Origin of the sequence: Lentzea atacamensis (genome assembly GCF_003269295.1) — a bacterium.
GTDB classification, from domain to species: Bacteria; Actinomycetota; Actinomycetes; order Mycobacteriales; family Pseudonocardiaceae; genus Lentzea; species Lentzea atacamensis.
The window spans coordinates 330623-353221 of record NZ_QLTT01000007.1 but is presented as its reverse complement, the minus strand read 5'-3'; the positions used below and the strand labels follow the sequence as shown (position 1 = coordinate 353221).

23 protein-coding genes are annotated in these 22599 nt (G+C 68.0%); 7 read left to right on the top strand and 16 right to left on the bottom strand.

Features of this window, described 5'->3' with window-relative positions:
- Positions 1-38 precede the first annotated feature (38 nt).
- Positions 39-467 carry a hypothetical protein gene (locus tag C8D87_RS30555; RefSeq protein ID WP_112229264.1) on the bottom strand — a complete coding sequence of 143 codons (429 nt, stop codon included), beginning with the start codon at positions 465-467 and terminating at the stop codon, positions 39-41.
- A gap of 68 nt (positions 468-535) precedes the next feature.
- On the opposite strand from C8D87_RS30555, the gene C8D87_RS30550 reads away from it, so the two are divergent.
- Together C8D87_RS30550 and C8D87_RS30545 are read left to right on the top strand one after the other, a co-directional pair.
- Positions 536-877 (top strand): ArsR/SmtB family transcription factor, encoded by a 342-nt coding sequence (locus C8D87_RS30550; protein WP_211337635.1) that lies wholly within the window; start codon positions 536-538, stop codon positions 875-877.
- Positions 861-1418, top strand: coding sequence for an SRPBCC domain-containing protein (locus C8D87_RS30545; RefSeq protein WP_112229263.1), 558 nt, complete (start codon positions 861-863; stop codon positions 1416-1418). The genes C8D87_RS30550 and C8D87_RS30545 overlap by 17 nt, the downstream gene beginning before the upstream one ends.
- Positions 1419-1919: 501 nt before the next feature.
- Here C8D87_RS30545 and C8D87_RS30540 read toward each other — a convergent pair.
- From C8D87_RS30540 to C8D87_RS30535, 3 genes are all read right to left on the bottom strand, one after another.
- On the bottom strand, positions 1920-2348 hold the full coding sequence (locus C8D87_RS30540; RefSeq protein WP_112229262.1) for a CBS domain-containing protein: 429 nt from the start codon (positions 2346-2348) through the stop codon (positions 1920-1922).
- 143 nt (positions 2349-2491) lie between these two features.
- On the bottom strand, positions 2492-2653 hold the full coding sequence (locus C8D87_RS46250) for a hypothetical protein (protein ID WP_170155226.1): 162 nt from the start codon (positions 2651-2653) through the stop codon (positions 2492-2494).
- Positions 2654-2837: 184 nt separating this feature from the next.
- Positions 2838-3809: a DUF6923 family protein gene (locus tag C8D87_RS30535; protein WP_146771915.1), complete on the bottom strand. Its 972-nt coding sequence runs from the start codon at positions 3807-3809 to the stop codon at positions 2838-2840.
- A gap of 315 nt (positions 3810-4124) precedes the next feature.
- On the opposite strand from C8D87_RS30535, the gene C8D87_RS30530 reads away from it, so the two are divergent.
- Positions 4125-4883 (top strand): bestrophin-like domain, encoded by a 759-nt coding sequence (locus C8D87_RS30530; RefSeq protein ID WP_112229260.1) that lies wholly within the window; start codon positions 4125-4127, stop codon positions 4881-4883.
- Here C8D87_RS30530 and C8D87_RS30525 read toward each other — a convergent pair.
- From C8D87_RS30525 to nrdR, 7 genes are all read right to left on the bottom strand, one after another.
- A complete protein-coding gene (locus C8D87_RS30525; protein WP_109640474.1) occupies positions 4880-5536 on the bottom strand; it encodes an EcsC family protein in 657 nt (218 codons plus the stop codon). The genes C8D87_RS30530 and C8D87_RS30525 overlap by 4 nt on opposite strands.
- 28 nt (positions 5537-5564) lie before the next feature.
- Positions 5565-8072: a PEP/pyruvate-binding domain-containing protein gene (locus C8D87_RS30520; protein ID WP_112229259.1), complete on the bottom strand. Its 2508-nt coding sequence runs from the start codon at positions 8070-8072 to the stop codon at positions 5565-5567.
- A gap of 77 nt (positions 8073-8149) precedes the next feature.
- Positions 8150-8857: an ADP-ribosylglycohydrolase family protein gene (locus C8D87_RS30515; protein WP_233442365.1), complete on the bottom strand. Its 708-nt coding sequence runs from the start codon at positions 8855-8857 to the stop codon at positions 8150-8152.
- 221 nt (positions 8858-9078) lie between these two features.
- Positions 9079-9630 carry a hypothetical protein gene (locus C8D87_RS30510; protein ID WP_112229258.1) on the bottom strand — a complete coding sequence of 184 codons (552 nt, stop codon included), beginning with the start codon at positions 9628-9630 and terminating at the stop codon, positions 9079-9081.
- Positions 9631-9643: 13 nt separating this feature from the next.
- A complete protein-coding gene (locus C8D87_RS30505; RefSeq protein WP_112229257.1) occupies positions 9644-10174 on the bottom strand; it encodes a hypothetical protein in 531 nt (176 codons plus the stop codon).
- Between the two features lie 63 nt (positions 10175-10237).
- Positions 10238-13057 carry a vitamin B12-dependent ribonucleotide reductase gene (locus C8D87_RS30500; protein ID WP_109640479.1) on the bottom strand — a complete coding sequence of 940 codons (2820 nt, stop codon included), beginning with the start codon at positions 13055-13057 and terminating at the stop codon, positions 10238-10240.
- A 62-nt stretch (positions 13058-13119) separates the two neighbouring features.
- Positions 13120-13584, bottom strand: a complete 465-nt coding sequence (nrdR, locus tag C8D87_RS30495; RefSeq protein WP_109640480.1) for a transcriptional regulator NrdR — start codon at positions 13582-13584, stop codon at positions 13120-13122.
- A 306-nt stretch (positions 13585-13890) separates the two neighbouring features.
- Here nrdR and C8D87_RS30490 point away from each other — a divergent pair, with 306 nt between their 5' ends.
- Together C8D87_RS30490 and C8D87_RS30485 are read left to right on the top strand one after the other, a co-directional pair.
- Positions 13891-14310: a hypothetical protein gene (locus C8D87_RS30490; RefSeq protein ID WP_215732531.1), complete on the top strand. Its 420-nt coding sequence runs from the start codon at positions 13891-13893 to the stop codon at positions 14308-14310.
- Entirely contained in the window at positions 14283-17327 is a 3045-nt protein-coding gene (locus C8D87_RS30485; RefSeq protein WP_233442364.1) for an AfsR/SARP family transcriptional regulator, read from the top strand. Before C8D87_RS30490 ends, C8D87_RS30485 begins: the two co-directional genes overlap by 28 nt.
- Before the next feature lie 34 nt (positions 17328-17361).
- Here C8D87_RS30485 and C8D87_RS30480 read toward each other — a convergent pair whose 3' ends face one another.
- From C8D87_RS30480 to C8D87_RS30470, 3 genes are all read right to left on the bottom strand, one after another.
- On the bottom strand, positions 17362-17769 hold the full coding sequence (locus tag C8D87_RS30480; RefSeq protein ID WP_112229255.1) for a hypothetical protein: 408 nt from the start codon (positions 17767-17769) through the stop codon (positions 17362-17364).
- A gap of 22 nt (positions 17770-17791) precedes the next feature.
- Positions 17792-17989, bottom strand: a complete 198-nt coding sequence (locus tag C8D87_RS30475; RefSeq protein WP_146771913.1) for a hypothetical protein — start codon at positions 17987-17989, stop codon at positions 17792-17794.
- A gap of 342 nt (positions 17990-18331) precedes the next feature.
- Positions 18332-18604 carry a hypothetical protein gene (locus tag C8D87_RS30470; protein ID WP_146771912.1) on the bottom strand — a complete coding sequence of 91 codons (273 nt, stop codon included), beginning with the start codon at positions 18602-18604 and terminating at the stop codon, positions 18332-18334.
- 235 nt (positions 18605-18839) lie between these two features.
- Between C8D87_RS30470 and lexA the strand changes: the two genes are divergently transcribed.
- Positions 18840-19517, top strand: a complete 678-nt coding sequence (gene lexA / locus C8D87_RS30465; protein WP_211337647.1) for a transcriptional repressor LexA — start codon at positions 18840-18842, stop codon at positions 19515-19517.
- On the opposite strand, the gene C8D87_RS30460 is transcribed toward lexA, so the two are convergent.
- Positions 19492-20253, bottom strand: coding sequence for a GbsR/MarR family transcriptional regulator (locus C8D87_RS30460; RefSeq protein WP_170166637.1), 762 nt, complete (start codon positions 20251-20253; stop codon positions 19492-19494). The two genes, lexA and C8D87_RS30460, sit on opposite strands and share 26 nt — an antisense overlap.
- A gap of 124 nt (positions 20254-20377) precedes the next feature.
- Between C8D87_RS30460 and C8D87_RS30455 the strand changes: the two genes are divergently transcribed.
- On the top strand, positions 20378-21472 hold the full coding sequence (locus C8D87_RS30455; protein ID WP_112229251.1) for a cytochrome P450: 1095 nt from the start codon (positions 20378-20380) through the stop codon (positions 21470-21472).
- A 193-nt stretch (positions 21473-21665) separates the two neighbouring features.
- Here C8D87_RS30455 and C8D87_RS30450 read toward each other — a convergent pair whose 3' ends face one another.
- On the bottom strand, positions 21666-22580 hold the full coding sequence (locus C8D87_RS30450; RefSeq protein WP_112229250.1) for an SdiA-regulated/phytase-like domain-containing protein: 915 nt from the start codon (positions 22578-22580) through the stop codon (positions 21666-21668).
- Positions 22581-22599 lie beyond the last annotated feature (19 nt).

Here is a 22599-nt window from a genome sequence, read left to right as displayed (position 1 = left end):
GAAAGGTCTGCACCACTTCAGGTGCGGGCGTGATCACATCACCGACTGACTCGTGAGTCAATCGTCGGGACGATCTTGCGAGTCAACGGCAGCAGCGCCAACGGGACCAACACCACGGCGACCAGCGAGACCACGTTGCCCACCTGGTCGGCGAACGGCATGTGCGACAGGTGGTTCAGATGGAAGACCAGGTGCGGCACAGCGAACAACAGGTGGCCGACCAGCGCCGCCTGGGTGAGCCGCCGCTCCAGCGTCGCCGCGGCGAACACGAGCACCGCGCACAACGCCAGGTTGAGCGCGCCGAAGTCGCGGAGCAGGTGCTCGTTGAACGGCGGGAAGTAGGCCACCCACTGGTTCGCCGGCAGCGGGAAGTTGTCGAAGAAGTGCTTCGGGGCGATCAACGACCAGCCACCGACAATCCCCTCGACCAGGGCAAGGAACGCGAGACCTGCGCGAAGAGTGCTCATGTCCGTACAGACGAGGACCGGCCTCGACTTGTGACAGACATAGGTGCTAAAAAGATTACGTAATGAAGATGCCACATGATGATGACGCTGTCTGGCGCGCCCTGGCGAACCCGTTGCGGCGCGCGATTCTCGACGTCCTGCGCTCCGGTCCACGCACCACGGGAGAGTTGGTGGAGGCGCTCGAGACGAGCCGGCACGTCGTCATGCAGCACCTCGGTGTGCTCCGCGAGGCCGATCTGGTGCTCGTGGAGCCGCGGGGCCGGAAGCGGGTCAATCACCTGAATCCCGTGCCCATCCAGCAGATCCACCAGCGGTGGGTCGCGCACTACGAGGAGAACTGGGCAGCGGCGCTGGTCGGCCTGAAGCACGCGGTCGAGAGCGCCGGAGGAGAGGATGAGGACGTTGGCTGAACCCGGTACCGAGCTGTTGCACAGCATCGTGATCGCCGCACCCATCGAGAAGGTGTGGGCCGAGATCACCAAACTCGACGGCAAGCAGCGCGCCATGATGGACGCCGTCCTCGACTCGAAGCTCGAGCCGGGCGCGCCGCTGTACTACCGGTCGACCGACGGCAAGCGAGTGTTCGTCGTCGGCCGCGTCGTCGAGGTGGACCCGCCACGACTCCTCTCCCACACCCAGCGGCTCACCATGCGCGACGACCCGTGGACCGTCGTCTCGTGGGAGCTCGAAGAGGTCGACGGCGGCACGCGCGTCACAGTGCGCAACTCGGGCTGGCCCGAGGGCGTCGAGCGACTCGACAAGGTCGACTCCACCTGGAAGGGCATCCTCGCCGCACTCAAGCAGGTCGTTGAGTCCGGCGACGTCGGTACCGGCCTGAAGATCCAGTACGCGTTGATGCGCGCCTTCATGTGGGCGATGCCGTCGGGCACCAGGACCGAGAACGTCCCCGAGCCGCCTGGCATCGACCCCGACGTCAACCGCACCGGCTGAAACGCGAATCCTGCTTTAGCAATGAGTCTTTGGACTTCGTCGTCCAAAGGCTCATTGCTAAGCAGCAGGTCAAGAGCGGTTTGATAGACCGATATATTAGTTGGCGCTAGGCGTGGCAGGCGATCGGGCCGGCATGCAGCTCCGCACGTCGGGCCAGACGCGAAGCAGTTCGAAGCGTTCGGCGAGAGGCTTGCCGTCGAGTTCGCGGTAGGCGCGGTGGAGGTTGCCGAGCAGGCGATCGGACTCCCACCAGGTCGAGAAGCGGGTTCGTCGCCACCGGGCACCACGACGACAGCGTTGAACGAGCAGAGGAATTCGACAGAGGCCGACGGCGAGCAGGCCGGTCGGCGAGGCCCACCGAAGCGAACAACGCGCGGTTGCGCGCCTCGGTGGACGTGGTGCCGACGAGCAAGCAGCGAAGCGTGAACTCCTGGCGCAACCTCTACCAGCGCGGGCCGTCCGAAGAAGGATTCACCCGATCAAGCGTAGGCAGGCTGGCGATCAGCCCTGGACGATGTAGGCCTGAAGCTGGTCCTGCGACTGCTCCAGCTGTCCGATACGGCTCTTCACGACGTCACCGATGCTGACGATCCCGACCAGCTGCCCGTCGGACAGAACAGGCACGTGGCGGAAGCGTCGTTCGGTCATGACGACCGTCAGACTGTCTACGGTGTCCGATGGCGAACAAGTGAACACGTCGGTGGTCATGATCGCCGACACCGGTGAAGACAGCAGGTCAGCGCCGGATTCGTGCAGGCGGCGCACGACATCTCGCTCGGACACGATCCCCTCGACGCCGGACGAGCCGACTACGACGATCGCGCCGACGTTGTGTTCGGCGAGCGCTCTCAGCAGTTCCGTGACCGGTACGTCCGGGTCGATCGTCGCGACCGCCGATCCCTTGGCCCGCAAAACGTCAGCGATCCTCATCTGGCGCCTCCGATCCTGTCGGTCCGGTAGCACCACAGGCTAGATCGGATTCGGACAGAGCGGGAGATCAAGCCCACGAAGAGAGCAGGGGACGCACTCGAACGAATGCGTCCCCTGCGGTGTCGCGCCTGGTTCGGCGTCGGCTACGCGGATCCTCCGCGGCGACGGGTCGCGAACTGGCGCGGGTGGACCACCGGAACACGCTGCTGCGGCAGCTGGAAGTGCGTGTTCTGGTCCTGCTTGACGCGCTTCTGCGCACGGCGGGCGGCGCGGTTGGTCGGCTCGGGCGGGGTGTTGGCAGGCATGCGAAAGCCTCCTCACGAAGAGGGCGTGCAAGGACACGGCGGAAGAAGGCCGTGGAGAAGGACCCGCGGAAGGGTCACCTGGGCGACAACAAGGTCGCGACAGCAGCGTCAAGAGCGCTGCGGGCTTCATCAGATGAAGAACATGCCGCAACGGTAGCGACGCCGTCACGTCACGCCAACTGATTTATCCGCGGGCTCGAGCGGCGGCCGCGGAGGCGCCCAGCATCACCAGGATGATCGTGACCATCGCCCACTTGCGGGACTTCGTCAGCGGCGTGGTCTCGGCCTCCACCGGAAGGTCCTTGCGGGGCTCGGGTTTCTTCCGCGCGGCCCGCACCGGCACCGGCTGCGTCGACACGGGTGGCGGGGTCGTGGTCGTCACCGGAGGCGGCGGGACGACCGGAGCGGGAGCAGGTGCCGGAGTCGGTGCCGGAGTCGGGACCGAGGTCGACTTGGGGGCAGGAGGCGGCGGAACCTCGAGGCGCGGCGCGGGTGGTTCGATGCGGGGCGGCATCGGGTTCGGCAGGCAGCCCGCCGCGTCGATCATGCCCATCTGCGGGCCCGCCGACAGTTCCACCGCGGCACTGCCTGTGATCCGGTAGACGCGGCTGCGACCTCTGTAGCCGTTGTTGACGGCATAGACAGTGCCTGCGGCGTCGATCACCACGGCGCCGTACGTCGACTTGCCGGGCAGGTCCTGGATCTCCGTCTTGCTCAGCACCCGCCCGGACACCGGGTCGAACGACACGACCTCGCCGGGACCCCAGCCCGCCGCGGACACTCCGGTCAGGTGGCCGTTCGCGGGGTTGACCGTGAAGTCGTCGAGCGCGACGGCGGGCCAGTCCAGCACGACGGTCCGCACGATCTTGAGGTACGCAGCGCTGTCCGGGTTGATGTCGATCGCGTGCAGGCGGGCGTTGTCGCGCACGTAGAACGTGGTGCCGACGACCGCGCCGGCAGACACGTCGTCGGTACGGAACCAGTGCGCGTCGACGGGTCCGAGGTCGTTGACCACGCCCTGCGTGTCGATCAGCACGATGTGTGACGGACTCTTCCACCAGTGGTGCCCCTTGGAGGTGAGACCAACCAAACGGCCCAACGCCGCTGAGTACCCCAGTGCGTTGATCGCGTAGTCCAAGCGAGTTACTTCCGTCACCCCACCGGAGGAAACGTCGAGTTTTGTGAACGTCGAGAGTGTGCCTCGATGGGATGAACGGACTTGAAATGCGTCACAGTTCGCCGGTGCGGCATGAGCAACGGTGCTGGTGAACGGCGCGGAAAGCACCAAAAGGGCCGAGACGGCGCCCAAGGCACACATATTCCGCCCCCACCGGAATGGAGCAGCCCAATACGACAACCGGGTTGTTCTGCTGTTGCCGCGCATTCCCACCTGACCATTACTCGTTAACCAGACCGTGCTGTACCGGCCACAGTAGACCGTGGTCTAATCCCACACCAGAAAGGAGCCGAATTGAGCATTTACATCACCGGCCTGCTCTGGGTTCTCGGTGCGGCCGCACTGTCCGCCATCATCGTCGTCATCACACGTCGGTTCGGCTCGGAGGAAGTCGGCGAGAAGAACCTCGGCGCCGGCGGTTCGGTGTTCAGCATCGTCGCGGGCCTGCACGCCGTTCTGGCCGCCTTCATCCTCATCTCCCTGTTCGACGCGTCCAACAACGCGGAGGAACAGGTGCAGAGGGAGGCCAACTCGCTCGTCGCCATCGACTGGTCGTCCGACTCGCTGCCGGAACCCGCCAAGTCGAAAGTGGAGCAGCTGATCCGCTCCTACGTCTCCACCGTCGTCGACGAGGAGTGGCCGCGCATGCGCGAGGGCGAGGACGTGGACAACAAGGGCTGGACCACGTTGAACCAGCTCAGGGAGACCATAGCGGCGGCCGCACCGGACGGCGGCTGGCAGGAGGACCGCAAGGCCGAGGCCGCGAACCAGCTGTGGGGGGTCTACGAGGCCAGGCAGGAGCGGCTGGACGCGGCGGGCAACGGCGTCAACCCGGTCGTGTGGTTCGCGCTGCTGATCGGCACCGCGCTCTCACTGCTGTTCCCGTACCTGTTCGGCGGGCCGAACCTCATCTCTCAGCTGCTCATCACCATCACGCTGAGTTCGACACTGGTTCTGCTGTTGTTCGCCATCTACCAGATGCAGAACCCGTTCAGCGGTGGTGTGCACATCCAGCCGGATGCGTTCAGTGCCGCACTCGACCGGCTGAGTTAGCGCGAATCGGCCGTTCCGTCCGCTTCTTCGATCTCCACGGACAGCACCTCGCCGTCGACGACCCCCGGCAACACGTCCGTGCGAGCGAAGTAGCGATTGGCGAATGCGCCGACCGCTCGGGTCGAGGCAGCGTCGACGCCACCGCCGATGACGCCGCCGAGGATCGGAACACCCTTCACCACGACCGTGCCGAGCTTTTTTGTACCGTATTTTGTGATGAGTGCCGACGCGGCCTTCTTGGTGAACTGCTTGATGCCGACTTTCTTGAACAGCTCGGTTCCGGCATTGCCGAGCAGGCACAGCAGGATGGCCGTCTGCACCTCTTCGCTGTCCACGTCGTGGCCGCGCAACGATGCGATGGACGCGATGAGGTGCGTCTGGATCACGTAGGCAGCAGCGACGTTGGACGGCAGCGAGATGGGCAGCGTGATCAGGCCGCCGAGGTTCGTGATGAAGCCCTGCGCGCCGGCCAGCGCCACGTGGGTGCGGATGAGGTGCTTGATCGCGTCGGCCTCGCTGCCCTTCTTGACCAGGGCGTCGGACGCGGCGTCGCGGGCACTCTTGAACGGGCCGAACCCGTCCACACCGGCGCGCAGCAGGTAGTCGGCGATGCCCTGCTGGACTTTGTTCAGCTCACCCTTGGACTCAGCCACAAACCCGAGATTACGCGTCCGGCTGGCACTACGAGACCTCAACCGGTTCGTCGGCGAGTGTGGTGACCGCGCCCGTGCTGCCGTCCACGGTGATCCGCTCGCCGGTCTTGATCCGCGTCACGGCCTCCCGGACGCCCACCACCGCAGGGATCCCGTACTCCCGGGCGACGACCGCGCCGTGCGAGTTCGCACCACCCATCTCCATCACGAGGCCGCCCGCCGTCAGGAACAACGGCGTCCAACCGGGATCCGTCGACGGTGCCACGAGGATCTCGCCGGGCTCGAGGTGCGCGCCGACCGGGTCCATGACGACCCGCGCGATGCCGGTGATCGTGCCCGCCGACGCCGGTGTGCCGACGAGGTCGCCCTCAGCCACGACACCGTGGTGCACCGCTTCCGGCTCAGTGCCGTCGGACAGCAGCACGCGCGGGATGTGCCGACGCCGCATCTCGCGGTCGTAGACCTCACGCCGCGACGCGACCACCGAGCGCAGATCCCCTTCCGTGGTGCGCATTTCCTCGAAGTTCAGGAAGAACACGTCGTCCGCGCTGTCGAGGCGGCCGTCCGCGACGAGCTGGTCACCGGCCTGCGCGATGCGCTTGCGCAGCACGCCGAACAGGGTGATGATCAGGTACTTCGGGTACTCGCGCAGGCCCGCGAGCAACCTGGTGCGCCGCAACGCGAAGCGCACGAACCAGCCGCGCCCCCGGGCTCGGCGCGCCAGAGTCTCGATCATCGCCTCGGCTTCGGCGGCGCCGCGGGCGAACACCGCGTCCGGGTGCGCCTTTTCGTCCTCCAGGCGCAGGAAGTTCCGCACGACGCCGATGACGTACGCCGGGTCGTCGGACCACCTGGGCAGGCCGAGGTCGATCTCCGCCACGGCCCGATGACCCCACTTCGCGAGGAACCGGTCCAGGGCGGCGGGGCGTTCGCCGTTCTGGAACTGCCGCAGCGCAACGGGATCGTGCCTGATCTCCTGGGCGAGGTCCCACATCGCCATGTCCATCTCGGTGGTGATGTTGTTCGGCAGGCCGCGCAGGATGGTCTGCAGTTCGCCCGGCTTCGTCTTCACGACCTTGCCGACGAGCCCGAGCAGGGCGAACCCGACCAGTGCGGTCGGGGCCAGCCCGGGCAGCACCGGGACGGTGCACTGCTGCAGCGCCTGCTCGATGGAGAGGTTCGCGGACCTGTCGAGGATCTCGCGCTCCATCTTCAACGCGTTCCGCGCGGCCTTCTCCGGATTGGTCAGCGCCTTCATCACGATCACGGGTGCGTGGAAGCGGCGTGCGAGCCGCAGCACACGCTTGAGAGCAGGCATCGGCGACGAGTTCCTGATCGCGAACCGCGGGTCGTCGAACAGGCTGCGCAGCACTTCGGAGGAGCGCGCCTCCATCACGCCGAGCAGGCGCGTGATGAACTCACGGCCGACTCGGCTGTGCAGAACCTTGGTGACGTCGAAGAAAATCCGTTCGCCGCTCTCCACATAGGACTTGCTCTTCGGATCGCCGATCACGATCTCGAAGGCGGACTTGGAGATCTCGCGGAACGCTGCGCGTCCCATCGGCGTGATCGGACGTTCCAGGCCCTGCGCGAGACTGAAGCAGAAGTAGACGTGAGCGTTGCCGTCGGGGTTGTCCGGCAACGGGAACAGCGTCGTGATCGGCCGCGCCTGGGTCAGGTACAGCTCGCCGTCGGCGTCGATCGCCCACTCGGTGTCCTGCGGCGAGCCGTAGTGGGCCTGCACCTTGCGGCCGAGGACGGCGAGCGCGCGAATCTGGCCGTCGGTGAGGCACGGCTCCTCGTTCTCACCGATGTCGACGTGCTCGGTGCCACCGCCGGGCAGTGAGCGGATGAGGAGCTTCTTGTCGCCCAGGCGCCTCTCGACGATCTCCGCACCGTCGACGACGAAGTGGTCCGGGTTGACCGCGCCCGACACCACCGCCTCGCCGAGGCCGGGGCTCGCGTCGATGACGATCTGGTCGCGCTTGCCGGTCACCGGGTTCGCCGTGAACATCACGCCGGAGACCGCGGACTGCACCATTCGTTGCACCACAACGGCGAGATACGTCGTGGTGTGGTCGATGCCGTTCGTTTCGCGGTAGCTGACCGCGCGGTCGGTCCACAGCGATGCCCAGCAGCGGCGCACCGCGTCGACCACCGCGTCCTCGCCGACGACGTTGAGGAACGTGTCCTGCTGGCCCGCGAAGCTCGCGAACGGCAGGTCCTCCGCCGTGGCACTGGACCGCACGGCGACCGGCACGCTGTCGCCGAGCTTGCGGTACTCGGCGACGATCGCGTCCCGGATCTCCTGCGGCACCGCGGTTTCGAGCAACGTCCTGCGGGCGTTCTCCGGAGTGGTGCTCGCCAGCTCGTCCGCCTCCGCGACGACGGCGCGATAGGCGTCCGTGGTGACGCAGAAGCCCTGCGGCACCGGAAGTCCCGCCCTGGTGAGCTCCCCCAGGTTCGCAGCCTTGCCTCCGACGACGGCGAGCATCGTGCCGTCGATGGCCCCGAAATCCACGCAGTAGGCGTCCATGACACCGAGGCTACGAGGGTTCGGCCAAAAACTCAACACGTGATGAATAAATCACTCACCTGGGTTGAACGCCCTGGTCAACGGCGCACCCAGTCCGGGAGCTCCTCACGTTCCGCGACCCACTCCAGCGGCGGACGGCCGACGATGCCGCCGACGATCGCGGCGGTGGTGTCCACGTCTCCCCCGGCTTGCACACAGGTCGTGACGGCTTTGCGGTAGTCGTCGAGGTGGTGCGCCGCGACCCACAGCGTGAACGGCACGGTGTCCTGGGCCGTCACGCGGGAGCCGTTCCCGAGGACGTACGCGGCTTCCTCCGCAGTCCTGATCTTGCGCGCCTTCTCGATCCCCTTGCGCACGAAGGAGCCTTCTTCGAGGTGGTCGAGCACGCCGCCGAGCAGGTCTCGCCCGGTGCCGGTCAGACGTGCCTTCGCCGCGATGGCCGCGGCGTGTGCCACGGCCACTCCGCCCGCGATGCCCTCCGGGTGTTGATGGGTGACCTCGCTGGCTCTGATGGCTTGCACGGTCAGGGTTTCCGGCTCGTTGACGAAGTAGGCGCCGAGCGGAGCGATCCGCATCGCAGCACCGTTGCCGCACGAGCCCTGCCCGTTGAACGCGCTGCCGGCCGCCTCTTTCCACGGCGTGCCTTGGCGAATCTTGCGGAGGATGGTGAAGGCGCCCGCGCCGTACCCGCGATAGGGCTCGCAGCGGTGGGCGAACCTCGCCGCGAGCCGGTCCCTGTCGATGTCACCGTGATCGCGGAGCTCGGCGACGAGGTTGCAGGCCATTTGGTGTCGTCAATCCACTCCCAGGGCCCTCGTGGCGGCTTGCCTGCCACGAGGTCGGAGATCGAGCGGCCGACCATGAAGAACTGTGCGCCCAGAGCGTCGCCGACGGAGAGCCCGTTCAGCGAGTCGTATGCGAGTCCAGGCGCGCACGTGCATGCAGAACGATGCGCATCACCTGTCAGTTTATCTTGCCCCGCAACGCATTTCAGGACGCGCGAAGGTCAGCGCGCGTGCCCGGCGGGTGTGAAGACGAAGCTGTCGCGGAACCCGCCGTCACCGCGCCGCGTGGCCATCAACCGCAGCTCCGGCATGAAGTGGAAGAACACGAGCGACCCCGACCGGTCCGGGTAGCCGAGCGTCTTCGAGTACTTGGGATTCGTGCCGCCCAGCCACAACGGCGGCTCGCCGTACTCCGCGATCACGTCGTCCAGCACGCAGTCCGACTCGCCGAGCACACCGGGAATCCAGCTGTCCGCGTCCAGCGACAGCCAGCCCTGCCGATGCGCGAGATCCGCGTACACCGACGCCATGACGTCCTCGCTGCGGTGACCCAGCGCCTCGTGCACGGCGCCGCTCACCATCGCCGCGTTGGCCGCTCCCCGGTTCACCAAGGCGTCGAGTTCGGCCTGCCACCGGTCAGTGCGGTCGTCGGCGAACGCCAGCGCGTCGAGCAGGGTGAGGATGACCGGCTCGCCGCCGTACATGCCGGGGCGGCGGACAGCGGCGTTGAGCTGGCCGAGCAGGTAGCCGCGTAGGTCGTCGAACGAGCGCATTCCGGTTGTTCTATCACCCGGCGGGTCTGACGAGCAGCGCGGGCACCCACAGGAAGACCTTGGGATCACCGAGCTCCGACGCGGTGAGCCACCGCGCCGCCAGCCGAGCCTGCTCCACGTCCTGGATCAGGCCGTGCTCTCCGGGAACCACGCCTGTCACGTCACGGACATCGTCCACCAGACCGCCGAGACACGCCCACGTGTGCCACACCGAAGGACCTGAATCCCAGCCGACGAGCTCACAACCGAGAACGTCGCCGCAGGGCATCGGTTCCCCGGCGAGCAACCGGTCCGGCATGCCGGCCGCGCCGATCGGCTCGAACTTCTCGAAGTCCGCCAGCAGCGCCGGGACGTCCTCGCGGGGAAACCCGACCGCGAACAGCTGCCCCGAACTCGGGCACGCCTGCTCGGCCAGTGCGCGATCGGTGAAGAACATCTCCCAGTTGTACGAGTCGGCCCCGACGACGTCCGTCATGCACTCGCTCATCGACACCAGGCCGTCGTCGGCGATCACCACCCGATAACCGGCGAACACGTAATCCATGGCGCACCCCGGAAAAGGAGAATGGGCGGCCCCGCGGAGCCGCCCATTCAACACGCGATCAGATCAGCTGCAGCCGGACGTGCTGCCGCAGCCCTCGCACAGGTAGCAGGACCCGGCCGGACGCATCTTGGTGCCACAGGTCATGCACAGCGGCGCGTCAGCCGCCTTGCCCAGGTGCAGCTCCAGGAGCTCCGTCGAGCTGCCGACCTGCTTGGGGGCGGAGGACTCGACCTGAGCCGGAGCGGCCTCCACCGATCCACGCAGACCCTCGATGTCCACTTCGGACGACGTGGGCGCGCCGTACTCGCCGGCCACCTGCGCGGAACGCTCGTCGGCCGTGAAGATGCCGAGCTGCGCGCGCTTGTCGTACGGCAGGTAGTCCAGCGCCAGGCGGCGGAACAGGTAGTCCAGCACCGACGTGGCGATCCGCACGTCCGGGTCGTCGGTCATGCCCGCCGGCTCGAAGCGCAGGTTCTGGAACTTCGAAACGTAGAACTCGAGCGGGATGCCGTACTGCAGACCCACCGAGATGGACATCGAGAACGCGTCCATCACGCCGGCCAGCGTCGAACCCTGCTTGCCCAGCTTGACGAAGATCTCGCCGAGGCCGTTGTCCGGGTAGGAACCGGCGTGCAGGTAACCCTCCGCGCCACCGACCGTGAACGACACGGTCTGCGACGGGCGCTTCTTCGGCAGGCGCTTGCGGACCGGGCGGTACTCGACGACCGTCTCGGACTTCTTCTCCTCGCCGGCCTTCGCGCCCTTGCCCGCGGACAGCGGCTGGCCGACCTTGCAGTTGTCGCGGTAGATCGCGAGCGCCTTCAGGCCGAGCTTCCAGCCCTGGTAGTAGATCTCCTCGACGTCCTCGACCGTGGCGGTCTCCGGCATGTTGACCGTCTTGGAGATGGCGCCGGACAGGAACGGCTGCGTGGCCGCCATCATCCGCACGTGGCCCATCGGCGCGATGGAACGCTCGCCCATCGCGCAGTCGAAGACCTCGTAGTGCTCGCGGCGCAGGCCCGGCGCGTCGATGACGTGGCCGTGCTCGCCGATGAACTCGACGATCGCCTCGATCTGCTCTTCCTGGTAGCCCAGCGACTTCAGCGCGCGCGGCACCGTCTGGTTGACGATCTGCATCGAGCCGCCGCCGACGAGCTTCTTGAACTTGACCAGGGCCAGGTCCGGCTCGATACCGGTGGTGTCGCAGTCCATCATCAGGCCGATGGTGCCGGTCGGGGCCAGCACGGACGCCTGGGCGTTGCGCCAGCCGTTCTTCGTGCCGATCGCCAGCGCCTGCTGCCACGCCTCGGTCGCGACCTTGTGCACCGACGAGTCGTTCGCGTGGTACGTGCGGATCAGGTCGTTCGCGGCGGCGTGCTTGCGCATGACCCGCTGGTGCGCGGTCTCGTTGCGCTTGTAGCCCTCGTACGGGCCGACGATGCCCGCGAGCTCGGCGGAACGGCGGTACGAAACACCGGTCATCAGCGAGGTGATGGTCGCGGCGAGCGCGCGGCCACCCTCGGAGTCGTACGCGTGGCCGGTCGCCATCAGCAGCGCACCGAGGTTGGCGTAGCCGATGCCGAGCTGGCGGAACTTGCGGGTGGTGTCCGCGATCGGCTCGGTCGGGAAGTCCGCGAAGCAGATCGAGATGTCCATCGCGGTGATGATCAGCTCGACGGCCTTGGCGAACGTGACGGCGTCGAACTTGCCGTCGTCACCGAGGAACTTCATCAGGTTCAGCGACGCGAGGTTGCAGCTCGAGTTGTCGAGGTGCATGTACTCCGAGCACGGGTTGGACGCGGTGATGCGGCCCGACTCGGGGCAGGTGTGCCAGTCGTTGATCGTGTCGTCGTACTGGATGCCGGGGTCGGCGCACTCCCACGCGGCCTTCGCGAGCTTGCCGAACAGCGTCTTGGCGTCGACGCGCTCGATGACCTCACCGGTCTGACGCGCGCGCAGGCCGAAGTCGCCACCGTTCTCGTAGGCGTGCATGAACTCGTCCGACACGCGGATCGAGTTGTTCGCGTTCTGGTACTGCACCGACACGATGTCCGCGCCGCCGAGGTCCATGTCGAACCCGGCGTCACGCAGCGCGCGGATCTTGTCCTCTTCGCGCGCCTTGGTCTCGATGAACTCCACGACGTCCGGGTGGTCGACGTCGAGCACGACCATCTTCGCGGCACGACGGGTGGCGCCACCGGACTTGATGGTGCCCGCGGACGCGTCGGCGCCGCGCATGAACGACACCGGGCCGGACGCGGTGCCGCCGGAGGACAGCAGCTCCTTCGACGAACGGATGCGCGAGAGGTTCAGGCCGGCACCGGAGCCGCCCTTGAAGATCAGGCCCTCCTCGCGGTACCAGTTCAGGATCGACTCCATGGTGTCGTCGACCGCGAGGATGAAGCACGCGCTGACCTGCTGCGGCGAGCTGGTGCCGACGTTGAACCACACCGGCGAGTTGAAGCTGAACACCTGGTGCAGAAGCATGTAGGTGAGCTCGTGCTCGAAGATCTCCGCGTCCTGCTCGGAGGCGAAGTAGCCGTGCTCCTTGCCCGCGCCCACGTAGGTCTTCACCACGCGGTCGATCAGCTGGCGCAGCGACTGCTCGCGCTTCTCGCTACCAACGGCACCGCGGAAGTACTTGCTGGTGACGATGTTGGTGGCGTTCACCGACCAGAACTCGGGGAACTCGACACCGCGCTGCTCGAAGTTCACCGAGCCGTCGCGCCAGTTCGTCATGACGACGTCGCGGCGCTCCCAGGTGACCTCGTCGTAGGGGTGGCGGCCTTCGGTGGTGTAGACGCGCTGGACCTTCAGCGCGGCAGGCTTGGCAGCCGCCCGTGCGGCTGTCTTCTTGGCTGAGCCGCCGACGGTCTCGGTCACGGTGGATCTCCCTCGTGCTGGTGCTTAGAAGTTGTGGACGCGCGCGCTGTGCTGCGCGCGGATCACTGCCCGGCTTCGGCGGCGCGTGCAGTGCGAAGATCAAGAATTTCCTTCTCGAAGTCCTCGACGGACGAGAAGGATCTGTAGACGCTCGCGAAGCGCAGATAAGCGACTTCGTCGAGCTCGCGCAGGGGGCCGAGAATGGCGAGGCCCACCTCGTGACTCGGGATTTCCGCACATCCCGTCGACCGGATCGACTCTTCCACTCGCTGGGCGAGCTGCTGGAACGCGTCCTCGTCGACCGGGCGGCCCTGGCACGCCCTGCGCACACCGACGACAACCTTGTCGCGGCTGAACGGCTCCGTCACCCCGGAGCGCTTGACCACGGCGAGAACCGCTTCTTCGACCGTGGTGAACCTGCGGCTGCAGCTGTTGCAGGAGCGACGACGACGGATCACCTGACCCTCGTCGACCTCACGGGAGTCCACCACCCGCGAGTCCGAATGACGGCAAAAAGGACACCGCACGCCTGTTCACCCCTCCCCGGCGCAGCACCGGCCGCAGCAGCCGCACAGGTTGGAGTTACCCACAACCTGTGGACTACTTACAACGGTGTAACCACTAGATGTAGGGGTAGAACCTAGATCGCAACGCAAGAGGTTGCAACTCGACACGGCGTGTCGGGCGACACTCGGATGGAGGAATCCGGGATGAACTGCGGCTACTACGCACCGGCGTCGGCACGTGACCCTCGCGCAACCCCCGAGGCGGCGCTCGCGTGATATTCCTGTGGCGCGTCACTCGGGTGGCGCAACGATCAGAGGGAGATCATCTTGGGGGCTGGGGTGAAGAGGGCAGCACTGGTGGCCCTGTTGCTCGCCGCGAGCGGCGCAGCGACACCTGCGGCACACGCCGCCACGGCGTCGGTGACCGCCAGGTGCACGGACGGAGACTTCAGCGGCAGGTTCACGCTTTGGTATGACCTCGGCGCGGAGTACGGGCTGAGGAAGGGCCGGGGCGCGGCCGGTCCGTACATCGCCGACACCGGTGCGATGCACGTCCGGGTCTACCACCGCGTGGGCGCCACGCAGAACACGGTGCTCACGCGGTCGAGGACCGGCCTGAAGTCGGACGAGGCCGCCGAGGTGCCCGTCAACCGCTCGTCGGTGCCGCGCTCCGGGCGTGCCTGGGTCGAGGTGAAGTTCACCGACAGCAGCGGCGCGAAGTGCACGGCCGAGAAGGACCTGCGCTGAGGTATCTGCTGCTCGGACCGGTCACGGTCCTCGGTCCGGCCGGGCCGGTGCGCCCGGCCGGACCGAAACAGGCGTCGGTGCTGGCAGCACTGCTGCTCAGCCCCGGCCGGGTCGTGCCGGAGGACCGGCTGATCGACCTGACCTGGGGTGAGCAGGCGCCGCGCAGCGCCCGCGGCCGCCTGCAGGTGCACGTGTCCGACCTGCGCAAGCTGCTCGGCGCCGACGTGATCACGCGCGGCGCTTCCGGCTACTCGATCGAGGTCGCGCCCGGCGAACGCGACCTCGACCTGTTCGACGACGCCGTCGCCCACGCCAGGACGCTGACCGGTGAGGCCGCCATCGCACGGCTGCGCGAGGCACTCGCGTTGTGGACGGGCACGCCGCTCGACGGCGTGAGCGACGAGCTGGCCGAGCTGGAACGCCCGGCGCTGGTCGAACGAAGGCTCGCGATCGTTGAGGAACTGCACGAGCTCCAGATCGCCGAGGGCCACCACGCGGAAGCGGCCGGCGGCCTGCGCAAGCTCGTCGACGAGCACCCGTACCGCGAACGGCTGCGCGCGGCGCTGATGCTCGCGCTGCACCGGTGCGGACGGACCGCCGAGGCGCTGGAGGTGTACTCCCAGGGCCACGAGCTGCTGACGTCCGAGCTCGGCATCGAACCAGGACAGGCGTTGCGGGACGCGCAGCTGCGTGTCCTGCGCGGCGAGGAACAGGCGCCCGTCCCGGCGTTCACCGAGGTGCGGCCCGCCGAACTCCCTCTGGCCACACGGGGTTTCGCGGGCCGTGCCGCGGAGCTTGCCGCGCTGGAGGACGGCGAGGACGGCGTGTGGCTGATCACCGGCACCGCCGGCGTCGGGAAGACCGCGCTCGCCGTTCGGTGGGCGCACGCGGCTCGCGACCGCTACCCCGACGGGCAGCTGTACGTGAACCTGCGCGGATTCGACGCCGACGACGAACCGCTCAGCCCGACCGCCGCTTTGGCGCAGCTGTTGCGTGCGCTCGGTGCCACACCGTCCGAATCGGACGACCAAAGTGGACTGTTCCGCTCGTTGCTCGCGGATCGGAAAGCGTTGGTGGTGCTGGACAACGCGCGTGACGCCGCTCAGGTGCTGCCGCTCCTGCCGTCGTCCGGCCGCGTGCTGGTGACCAGCAGACACCGGCTGGGTGACCTGGTCGCCCGCACCGGCGCTCGCACGATCACCCTGGCGCAGCTCCCGGAACACGACTCGCACGCGCTGCTCGTCTCGGCGCTCGGCGCGGACCGAGTGGCCGCCGAACCCGCTGCCGCGGCCGCACTGGCCGACGTGTGCGGGCACCACCCGCTCGCGTTGCGCATCGCCGCGGCCAACGTCGGCACGAGCATCGAGTCAGCGGTCGCGGAGCTGCGCGCCGACCCTCTGCTCGCCTTCGACGGCGCGGAGCAGAGCGCGGTCGCCACGGCGTTCTCCGTGTCCTACCAAGCACTTCCGGCCGATCAGCAGCGGCTGTTCCGGTTGCTCGGGGTCGTACCCGGACCGGACTTCACACCGCACAACGCGGCCGCGCTGCTCGGCACCGACGCCGGCGTGGCGACCCGGCTGCTGCGCGGCCTGAGTGCCGCGAACCTGGTCGAGGCGCATGCGCCGGGCCGCTACCGGTTCCACGACCTGGTCCGCCGCTACGCCGAGGAGCGCTCGGACACCGAGGAGACCACGCCCGCGTGGGAGAGGCTGTTCGCCGGCTACCTCGCCGCCGCCGACGCGGCTGTGACGAAGCTGGGCAAGCGGGTCGTGTCGCTCCCCCGTGACGACGAACCCGCCGAGAGCCCTGTGCGGTTCGCGAACAGTGCGGAAGCCGTGGCGTGGCTCGACGTCGAGGCGCCCAACCTGGTCGCCGCGTTGCGGCGGGCCGCGGTGACCGGCCCGCGCCCGCAGGTCTGGTACCTGGCCGACGCGGTGCGGCGGTTCTTCCACGACCACGGCAGGCGCGCCGAGTGGCTGGAGCTCGCGTCGGTGCTGTTGCCGGCGGCCCAGCGGCACGGGGCGCACGCCGCGGAAGCGTTGCTGCGCCTGACCATGGGCGGCGCCGCCTTCCGCGAGGGCCGGCACACCGACGGTGTCGCGCACACCGAGGAGGCTGCGCGGGCCAGCCGCACGTGCGGCTGGCGCGAGTGCGAGGCGACGGCAGTGTCGAACCTCGGGTCGATGCTCGACTGGACGGGCAGGCTCGCCGAGGCGGTCGAGCACAGCCTCCGCGCGATCGAGCTGTTCCGCGAACTCGGGAACTCTTCAGGGGAAAGTCACGCGCTGAACTCATTGAGCTGTCACTACCGGCAGCTCGGCAGGCTGGCCGAGGCCAGGGAGTGCCTCGACGAGTCGGTCCGGTTGTGTCGCAAGGATTCTCTCGCTTTCTGGGAGGCCGCCAACCTGGCGGACCTCGGGTCGGTGCTGCTGGCGCTCGGCGACGTCGCCGACGCCGAGCACACGCTGCTGCTCGCGCTGGAGTCGTTCCGCGAGCAGGGATCCCGCTTCGGTGAGGCGACCGCGCTCAGCGGGCTGTGCGCCGTCCACCTCACCCGTGACGACCACGACACGGCCCGCCGGACCGCCGCCGAGGCGCTGGAGTGCGCCCGTCAGGACGGCGACCAGCAGGCCGAGGCGGTGGCGTTGATCGGGCTGGGCCGCGCGACGTCCGCGCGGGAACACCTGGTGCGGGCATTGGAGATCGCGACGCGGTCCAGCCTGCGCGGTCTGGAGGCGGAGGCGTCCGCCGCGCTCGCCCACGTCCTGGCCGCAACCGATCCGGCGGCGGCGCGGCCGCACGCGACCGCCGCCCTCGACGTGGCACGAGCGGGCGGGTTCCGGCTCCTGGAGGCGGAGGCGCTGCTCGCCGTCGCCGCCGTGGAGTCCGCCTCCGGTGGGGGCGCGCAGGCCGGACACGCGGTGCGGGAGGCCCTGCACATCTGGCGCGACACCGGGCACGTCACCGGCGTCGCACGCGCGACGCGCACCCTGGAAGGCCTCACCGCGCGGTCGTGAGCGGGGTTGGTGACACCCGCTCACAACCGTGCTCTCAAGCCTCGCCCGTGTCGGTGTCGCAGTACTTGAGCGGAGCGCCCTTCTCCTTCTGCAGACACACCTGCAGGTACACCGTGGTGCCCTCGGGGACGTTGATGTCGTTCGGGTACTTGGTGCAGTTGAGCCGCGGGTCCTGGTGGTGGCCCGTGTGGTGCCACACCTTGCGCTCGTGCTTGACGCCGTTGTGCGTCCAGGTGAGGCGGCCGCGCACGCCGAGGTCGTCGTAGTCCCGGTCGCACACCGCGAAGTGCTCACCGTAGGCTCGGAACCAGGCCATGCCGCCCTTGGCGCCGGGGTCGTCGCTGTAGACCTCGACGTCCTTCGCGGCGCTGGCCGGCGGTGTCATCGACAGCAGGGTGCCGACGGCGATCGTCGCGGCCGCGACGACTCGTCCCATCTTCATGCTTGTTTCCCTCTCGGTGTTTCTATCGGGGAGCCAGCACGCGGAGCACTCCGGCGTGCGCCTTCTCCACGAGCGAGGTGTTGGCGAAGTAGTTCCAGCAGCTGCCGCTGGTGTTGGAGCCGGTGCACGCGCCGTCGCGGTGGCCTTCGGTGGCGTTGCGCAGCAACTCGCCGCTCAAGCGGACGGTGACGTGCGTGAAGATGACCTTCCAGCCGCACACCCGCATAGGACACCGACGACTCGGCAGGATTGGCGAGTACGCGGTCCATCGCGAGCGCGGCTCGCGTGGAGTCCGGCAGCGGCGCATCGTCCTCACGTGGATCGTGCGTGATGACGGCGACCGCGATGCCGGTCGTGGGCTGAGCGCCGGTGATGGGAGCGGCCTGCGCGGGAACGGCGCTGTTCGCGCTCACCACACCGGTGATCGCGGGTCTCACCGCAACGTCAGGCGGTCACCGCGGTGGTGGGTGTGCTTCGCCATGGTGCCTCCGGGGATGGTCTCGTCTGTCGCACCGAATGGTGGACAGGGCCACTTCCGAGAGGCTTCGGTTTCGCTTCGGTCTTACGGGGTGACGCCGGCCTGCTGCAGGTAGAGCACGCCGAGGGCGATGATCGTCAACGCGCTCAGCACGCCGACGGCGAGGAGTTCGAGCGCGGACTCACGCTTGGGCCGAACGTCGCACGAGCTGGAGTCACGTGACGAGGGCACCGCGACCGGACGCGGTTTGGTCGCCGGGCGCCGCGGCATGACACGAGGACCCGAACGGAGTGGACGTCCCGCTACGACGTCCGCGTCCTCGACAACGCGCAACCGCTTCTCGACGATTACCGCCATGACGCCCTCCATCGCAGGTCAAGCACCATGATCGAACAGGGGTTCGATCGAACGTCCGTGCGAATTTCTATCAGACCGACCCGCCGGACGCCACAACACGCGCCCAAATACCTCGAACAGGTGTTTGATCTGTGCAGCAAACACGACTACCGTCGACCGTGAAGATCGACGGAATGCCGGAATCCCATTCGAACTGGGGGCGGCGAGGAGGACAGCGACCGTGGCAGGCAAGACGATCGACCCGGACCCCGCTCTTGTGGAGCCAGAGGTGAGCGAGATCGCGGGAAACGCCGGCCTGACCCTGCGTCAGCGCAAGGTGCTCGACGTGATCCGTGACTGGGTCGACCGCTTCGGCTACCCGCCGAGCGTGCGGGAGATCGGTGAGGCCGTGGGCCTCACGTCGACCTCCTCGGTCGCGTACCAGTTGCGCGCGCTGGAGCGGAAGGGCTTCCTGCGCCGCGACCCGAACCGCCCGCGCGCGGTCGGGATGCTGCCCGCAGAGATCGACCCGGGCCTCGACCCGATGTCCAAGCCGACCCCCGCGTACGTGCCGATGGTCGGCCGGATCGCGGCCGGTGGCCCGATCCTGGCGGAGGAGTCGATCGAGGACGTGTTCCCGCTGCCGCGCGAGATCGTCGGCGAGGGCGAACTGTTCCTGCTGCGCGTCGTCGGTGACTCGATGATCGACGCCGCCATCACCGACGGCGACTGGGTCGTCATCCGCAAGCAGCCGACCGCCGACCAGGGCGAGATCGTCGCCGCCATGATCGACGGCGAGGCGACCGTGAAGACGTTCAAGCGCAAGGACGGCCACGTGTGGCTGATGCCGCACAACCCGGCCTACCAGCCGATCAACGGCGACGAGGCCACCATCCTCGGCAAGGTCGTCACCGTGCTGAGGCGTCTCCCGTAGCTCTGTCCCGGGCCTTCTCGCGGGCTCGCTTCTTCTTCTCGAAGAAGTCGAGCCACTTTTTCCTGGTGGACTCCATGTCCACCACGACGAACGAGAAGAACTGCCCCATGTCCTTGAGGCGTGCGCCCACGGGGGTGTCGAGACCGAAGATCTCGGCACCCTCCAGCGCGGTGTGCGCCCACACGGAGTTGCGTTCCGCGCTGCTCAGCCACGCGCGGTACCAGATGTCGTCGTCGAGGAAGTAGCGCATGCGCTTGCCGTCGCGCTCGCTGCGCAACAGCCCGAGATCCTGCAGGTAGCTCGTCGACCGCGACACCGTGCCGGGACTCACCGACAGCCGCAGCACCAGCTCGGTCGCCGACAGGCTGCCCTTGTCCACCATGAAGATCTCGGCCAGGATCCGCGCCGCCGTCTTCGGGATGCCCGTCTGTACGAACGACGCGACCAGCCTCAGGTGGAACTCCTGCACCTCTCCGGGACTGCGCCCGAACGAGTACGCCTCGTCGTCGACGTCGAGATCGTCCACCGCGGGCATCCGACGCATCGCCCGCTCGCTCGCCGCCTGGTGCGCGGCGCCCGGCCGGTAGTTGTTGTGACCCCCGTTGCGAGCCACTTCCCGCTGGATCGTCGAGGCCGGCCTTTGCAACCGCCTCCCGATTTCGGAGTACCCCAGCCCGTCCCACAGCCACTGGGCGATGAGCTGCCGTTCCTCTTGATCTAGCCGCTTACCAGGCACAACCTCATCGTGCCTTGCACTCCAAGCCATTGCAATGAGTCTTTTGACTTCGTCCGCAAACGTTTTTAGCTTGCAAGAAGGAGAAAGATCTCGTTGCAAGGGGGAGGCAATGACACTCAGCCCGATGACGTACCCGGACGGGCACGTCGGCTGGCGAGCACATGACTACGCGACCGTGCGCGCCGTGCTCGCCGACAACCGCTTCAGCATCCGCCCGGACCTGATGCACAACCCGTTCGGTCCGGGCAGCCCCGGCGACGCGCCGCCGTCGCCGCCCGGCGCGTTCACCGACCACGACCCGCCGGACCACACCCGCTACCGCAGCAAGCTGACCGGTCAGTTCACCGTCCGGCGGATGCGGCTGCTCGCCGAGCGGCTCGAAGCCATCACGGCCGAGCACCTGGAGGAGCTCGCGGCGCAGGGCTCGCCCGCGGACCTGGTGGAGCACTTCGCGGTGCCGGTGCCGGCCCTGATGATCTGCGAACTGCTGGGCGTCCCGTACGAGCGCCGCACGGAGTTCCAGCAGGACGCCGTCCTGCTGGCCGGTGGCAGCGGCGCGGAGCCCGGCGAGGCGGAGGCGATGTTCGCCGCGTTCGGACGGCTCCAGCAGTTCATGCTGGAGATGGTCGCGGCGAAACACGCGAACCCGACCGACGACCTGCTGAGCGACCTGGTCAACGCGGACAGCGACCTCACCAACGACGAAATGGCCTCGATGGGCATGGCGTTGTTCGGCGGCGGCCTCGACACGACGACGAACATGCTGTCGCTCGGCATGCTGGAACTGCTCCGCGACCAGGCGAGAGTCGCCGCGATGCTCGCCGATCCCGAGGCCGCCGTCGAAGAGCTCCTGCGATATATCAGCCTGACTCCGGCCACCGTCCGCACAGCGCTGGAAGACGTCGAGATCGACGGCGTCCTCGTGCGCGAGGGCGACACCGTCCTCGTCGAGCTGCGATCCGCGAACCACGACCCGGCCCGCTACACCGAGCCCGAACTCCTCGACCTGACCCGCGGCGCGGCCGGGCACCTCGCGTTCGGCCACGGCATCCACCAGTGCATCGGCCAGCATCTCGCCAGGATCGAGCTGAAGATCGCCTTTCCTGGCCTCTTCACCCGCTTCCCGAAGCTGCGCCTCGCCGTCCCCGAGGACGAACTCCCCCACCGGGCGAGCCTCGTGATCGGCGGCCTGGAACGCATGCCCGTCGCCTGGGACTGAGCCCCGAAACTGATATATCGGTCGGCCTGGCCCGCCTCCCAACTGCCTTAGCAATGACTCTTTTGACGACGAGGTCAAAAGAGTCATTGCTAAGGAGCAGGTCAGCGGGCCCCGACGAAGATCAGGAAAGGGGTGAACGGCGAACTGTGTTAGCGGCAGGCCGAGCGGCGGTGACGCAGCGGAGAGGCCGCGGTCAGGTTCGACGGCGCAGGCGCAGGCCGATGACCAATGCGGCGATGAGGACGATGCTGCCGAGCGTCAGAGCCAGGGGCCAGTTCTGCCAGGAGCTCGACGAGTTCGGCGGGGCGGCTTGGGGTTGGTCGGCTGCGGGTGGCGGCGGCGTCGTGGTCGTCGGCGCGGGTGGCTGCGCCAGGGCGGCGGCTCCGGCCACGGCGCGGATCGGGGTGCCCGCGCCTTCGGAGGCGGACAGCAGGGTGCCGTCCGGGTCGAAGGCGATGGCCTCGCCTTGGGGCTCGTTCGGCAGAGGCACGCGGACCGGGTCGCCGGACAGGGCCTTGGCCACGTCACCGTCGGGGACCGGGAAGAGATAGGCGTCGGTGTAGGTGCGCAGGGCGATGGCGGAGCCGTCGGCCATAGAGGCGGCGCCGGTCACCAGGCGCGAGTCGAGGGTGCCTTCCAGGGGTCCGCCTGGGGTGTCCGTGCTGGACAGCGTTACGCGGGCCACCTGCTCCAACGGAACTGATATATCGGTTCGGAGCGCCGCCGTAGGGCGATATACCAGCGCGGAGCCGAGGGGTTCCTTGGTGACGATGTACGGCATGCCGGACTTGTCGATGAGCAACGCCTCGGCGTCGTGTTTGCCGTCCGGGTAGGTGACGCGGAACCGCTCCACGGCGCCTGAAGGTGAGACCTTGTGCAAGGCGACCGTGGAGCGGGACTTGTTGTTGTCGCCGGTGTCGGCGGCCCAGAGGGTGCCGTCCGGCGTCATCGCCAGGTCTTCGACGTCGAAGGGGTCCACGGGCGCGGTGATCGTGCGTTTCACGACGCAGTCGCGGCCGAGGACCTGGATGCGCAGCGTGCCGTTGTCGCTGTCGCTGACGGCGAAGAACTGTTTTCCGTCGGACGTGAGCCCGGAGAGCTCCTGCATGACTACCGGGCACACGTCC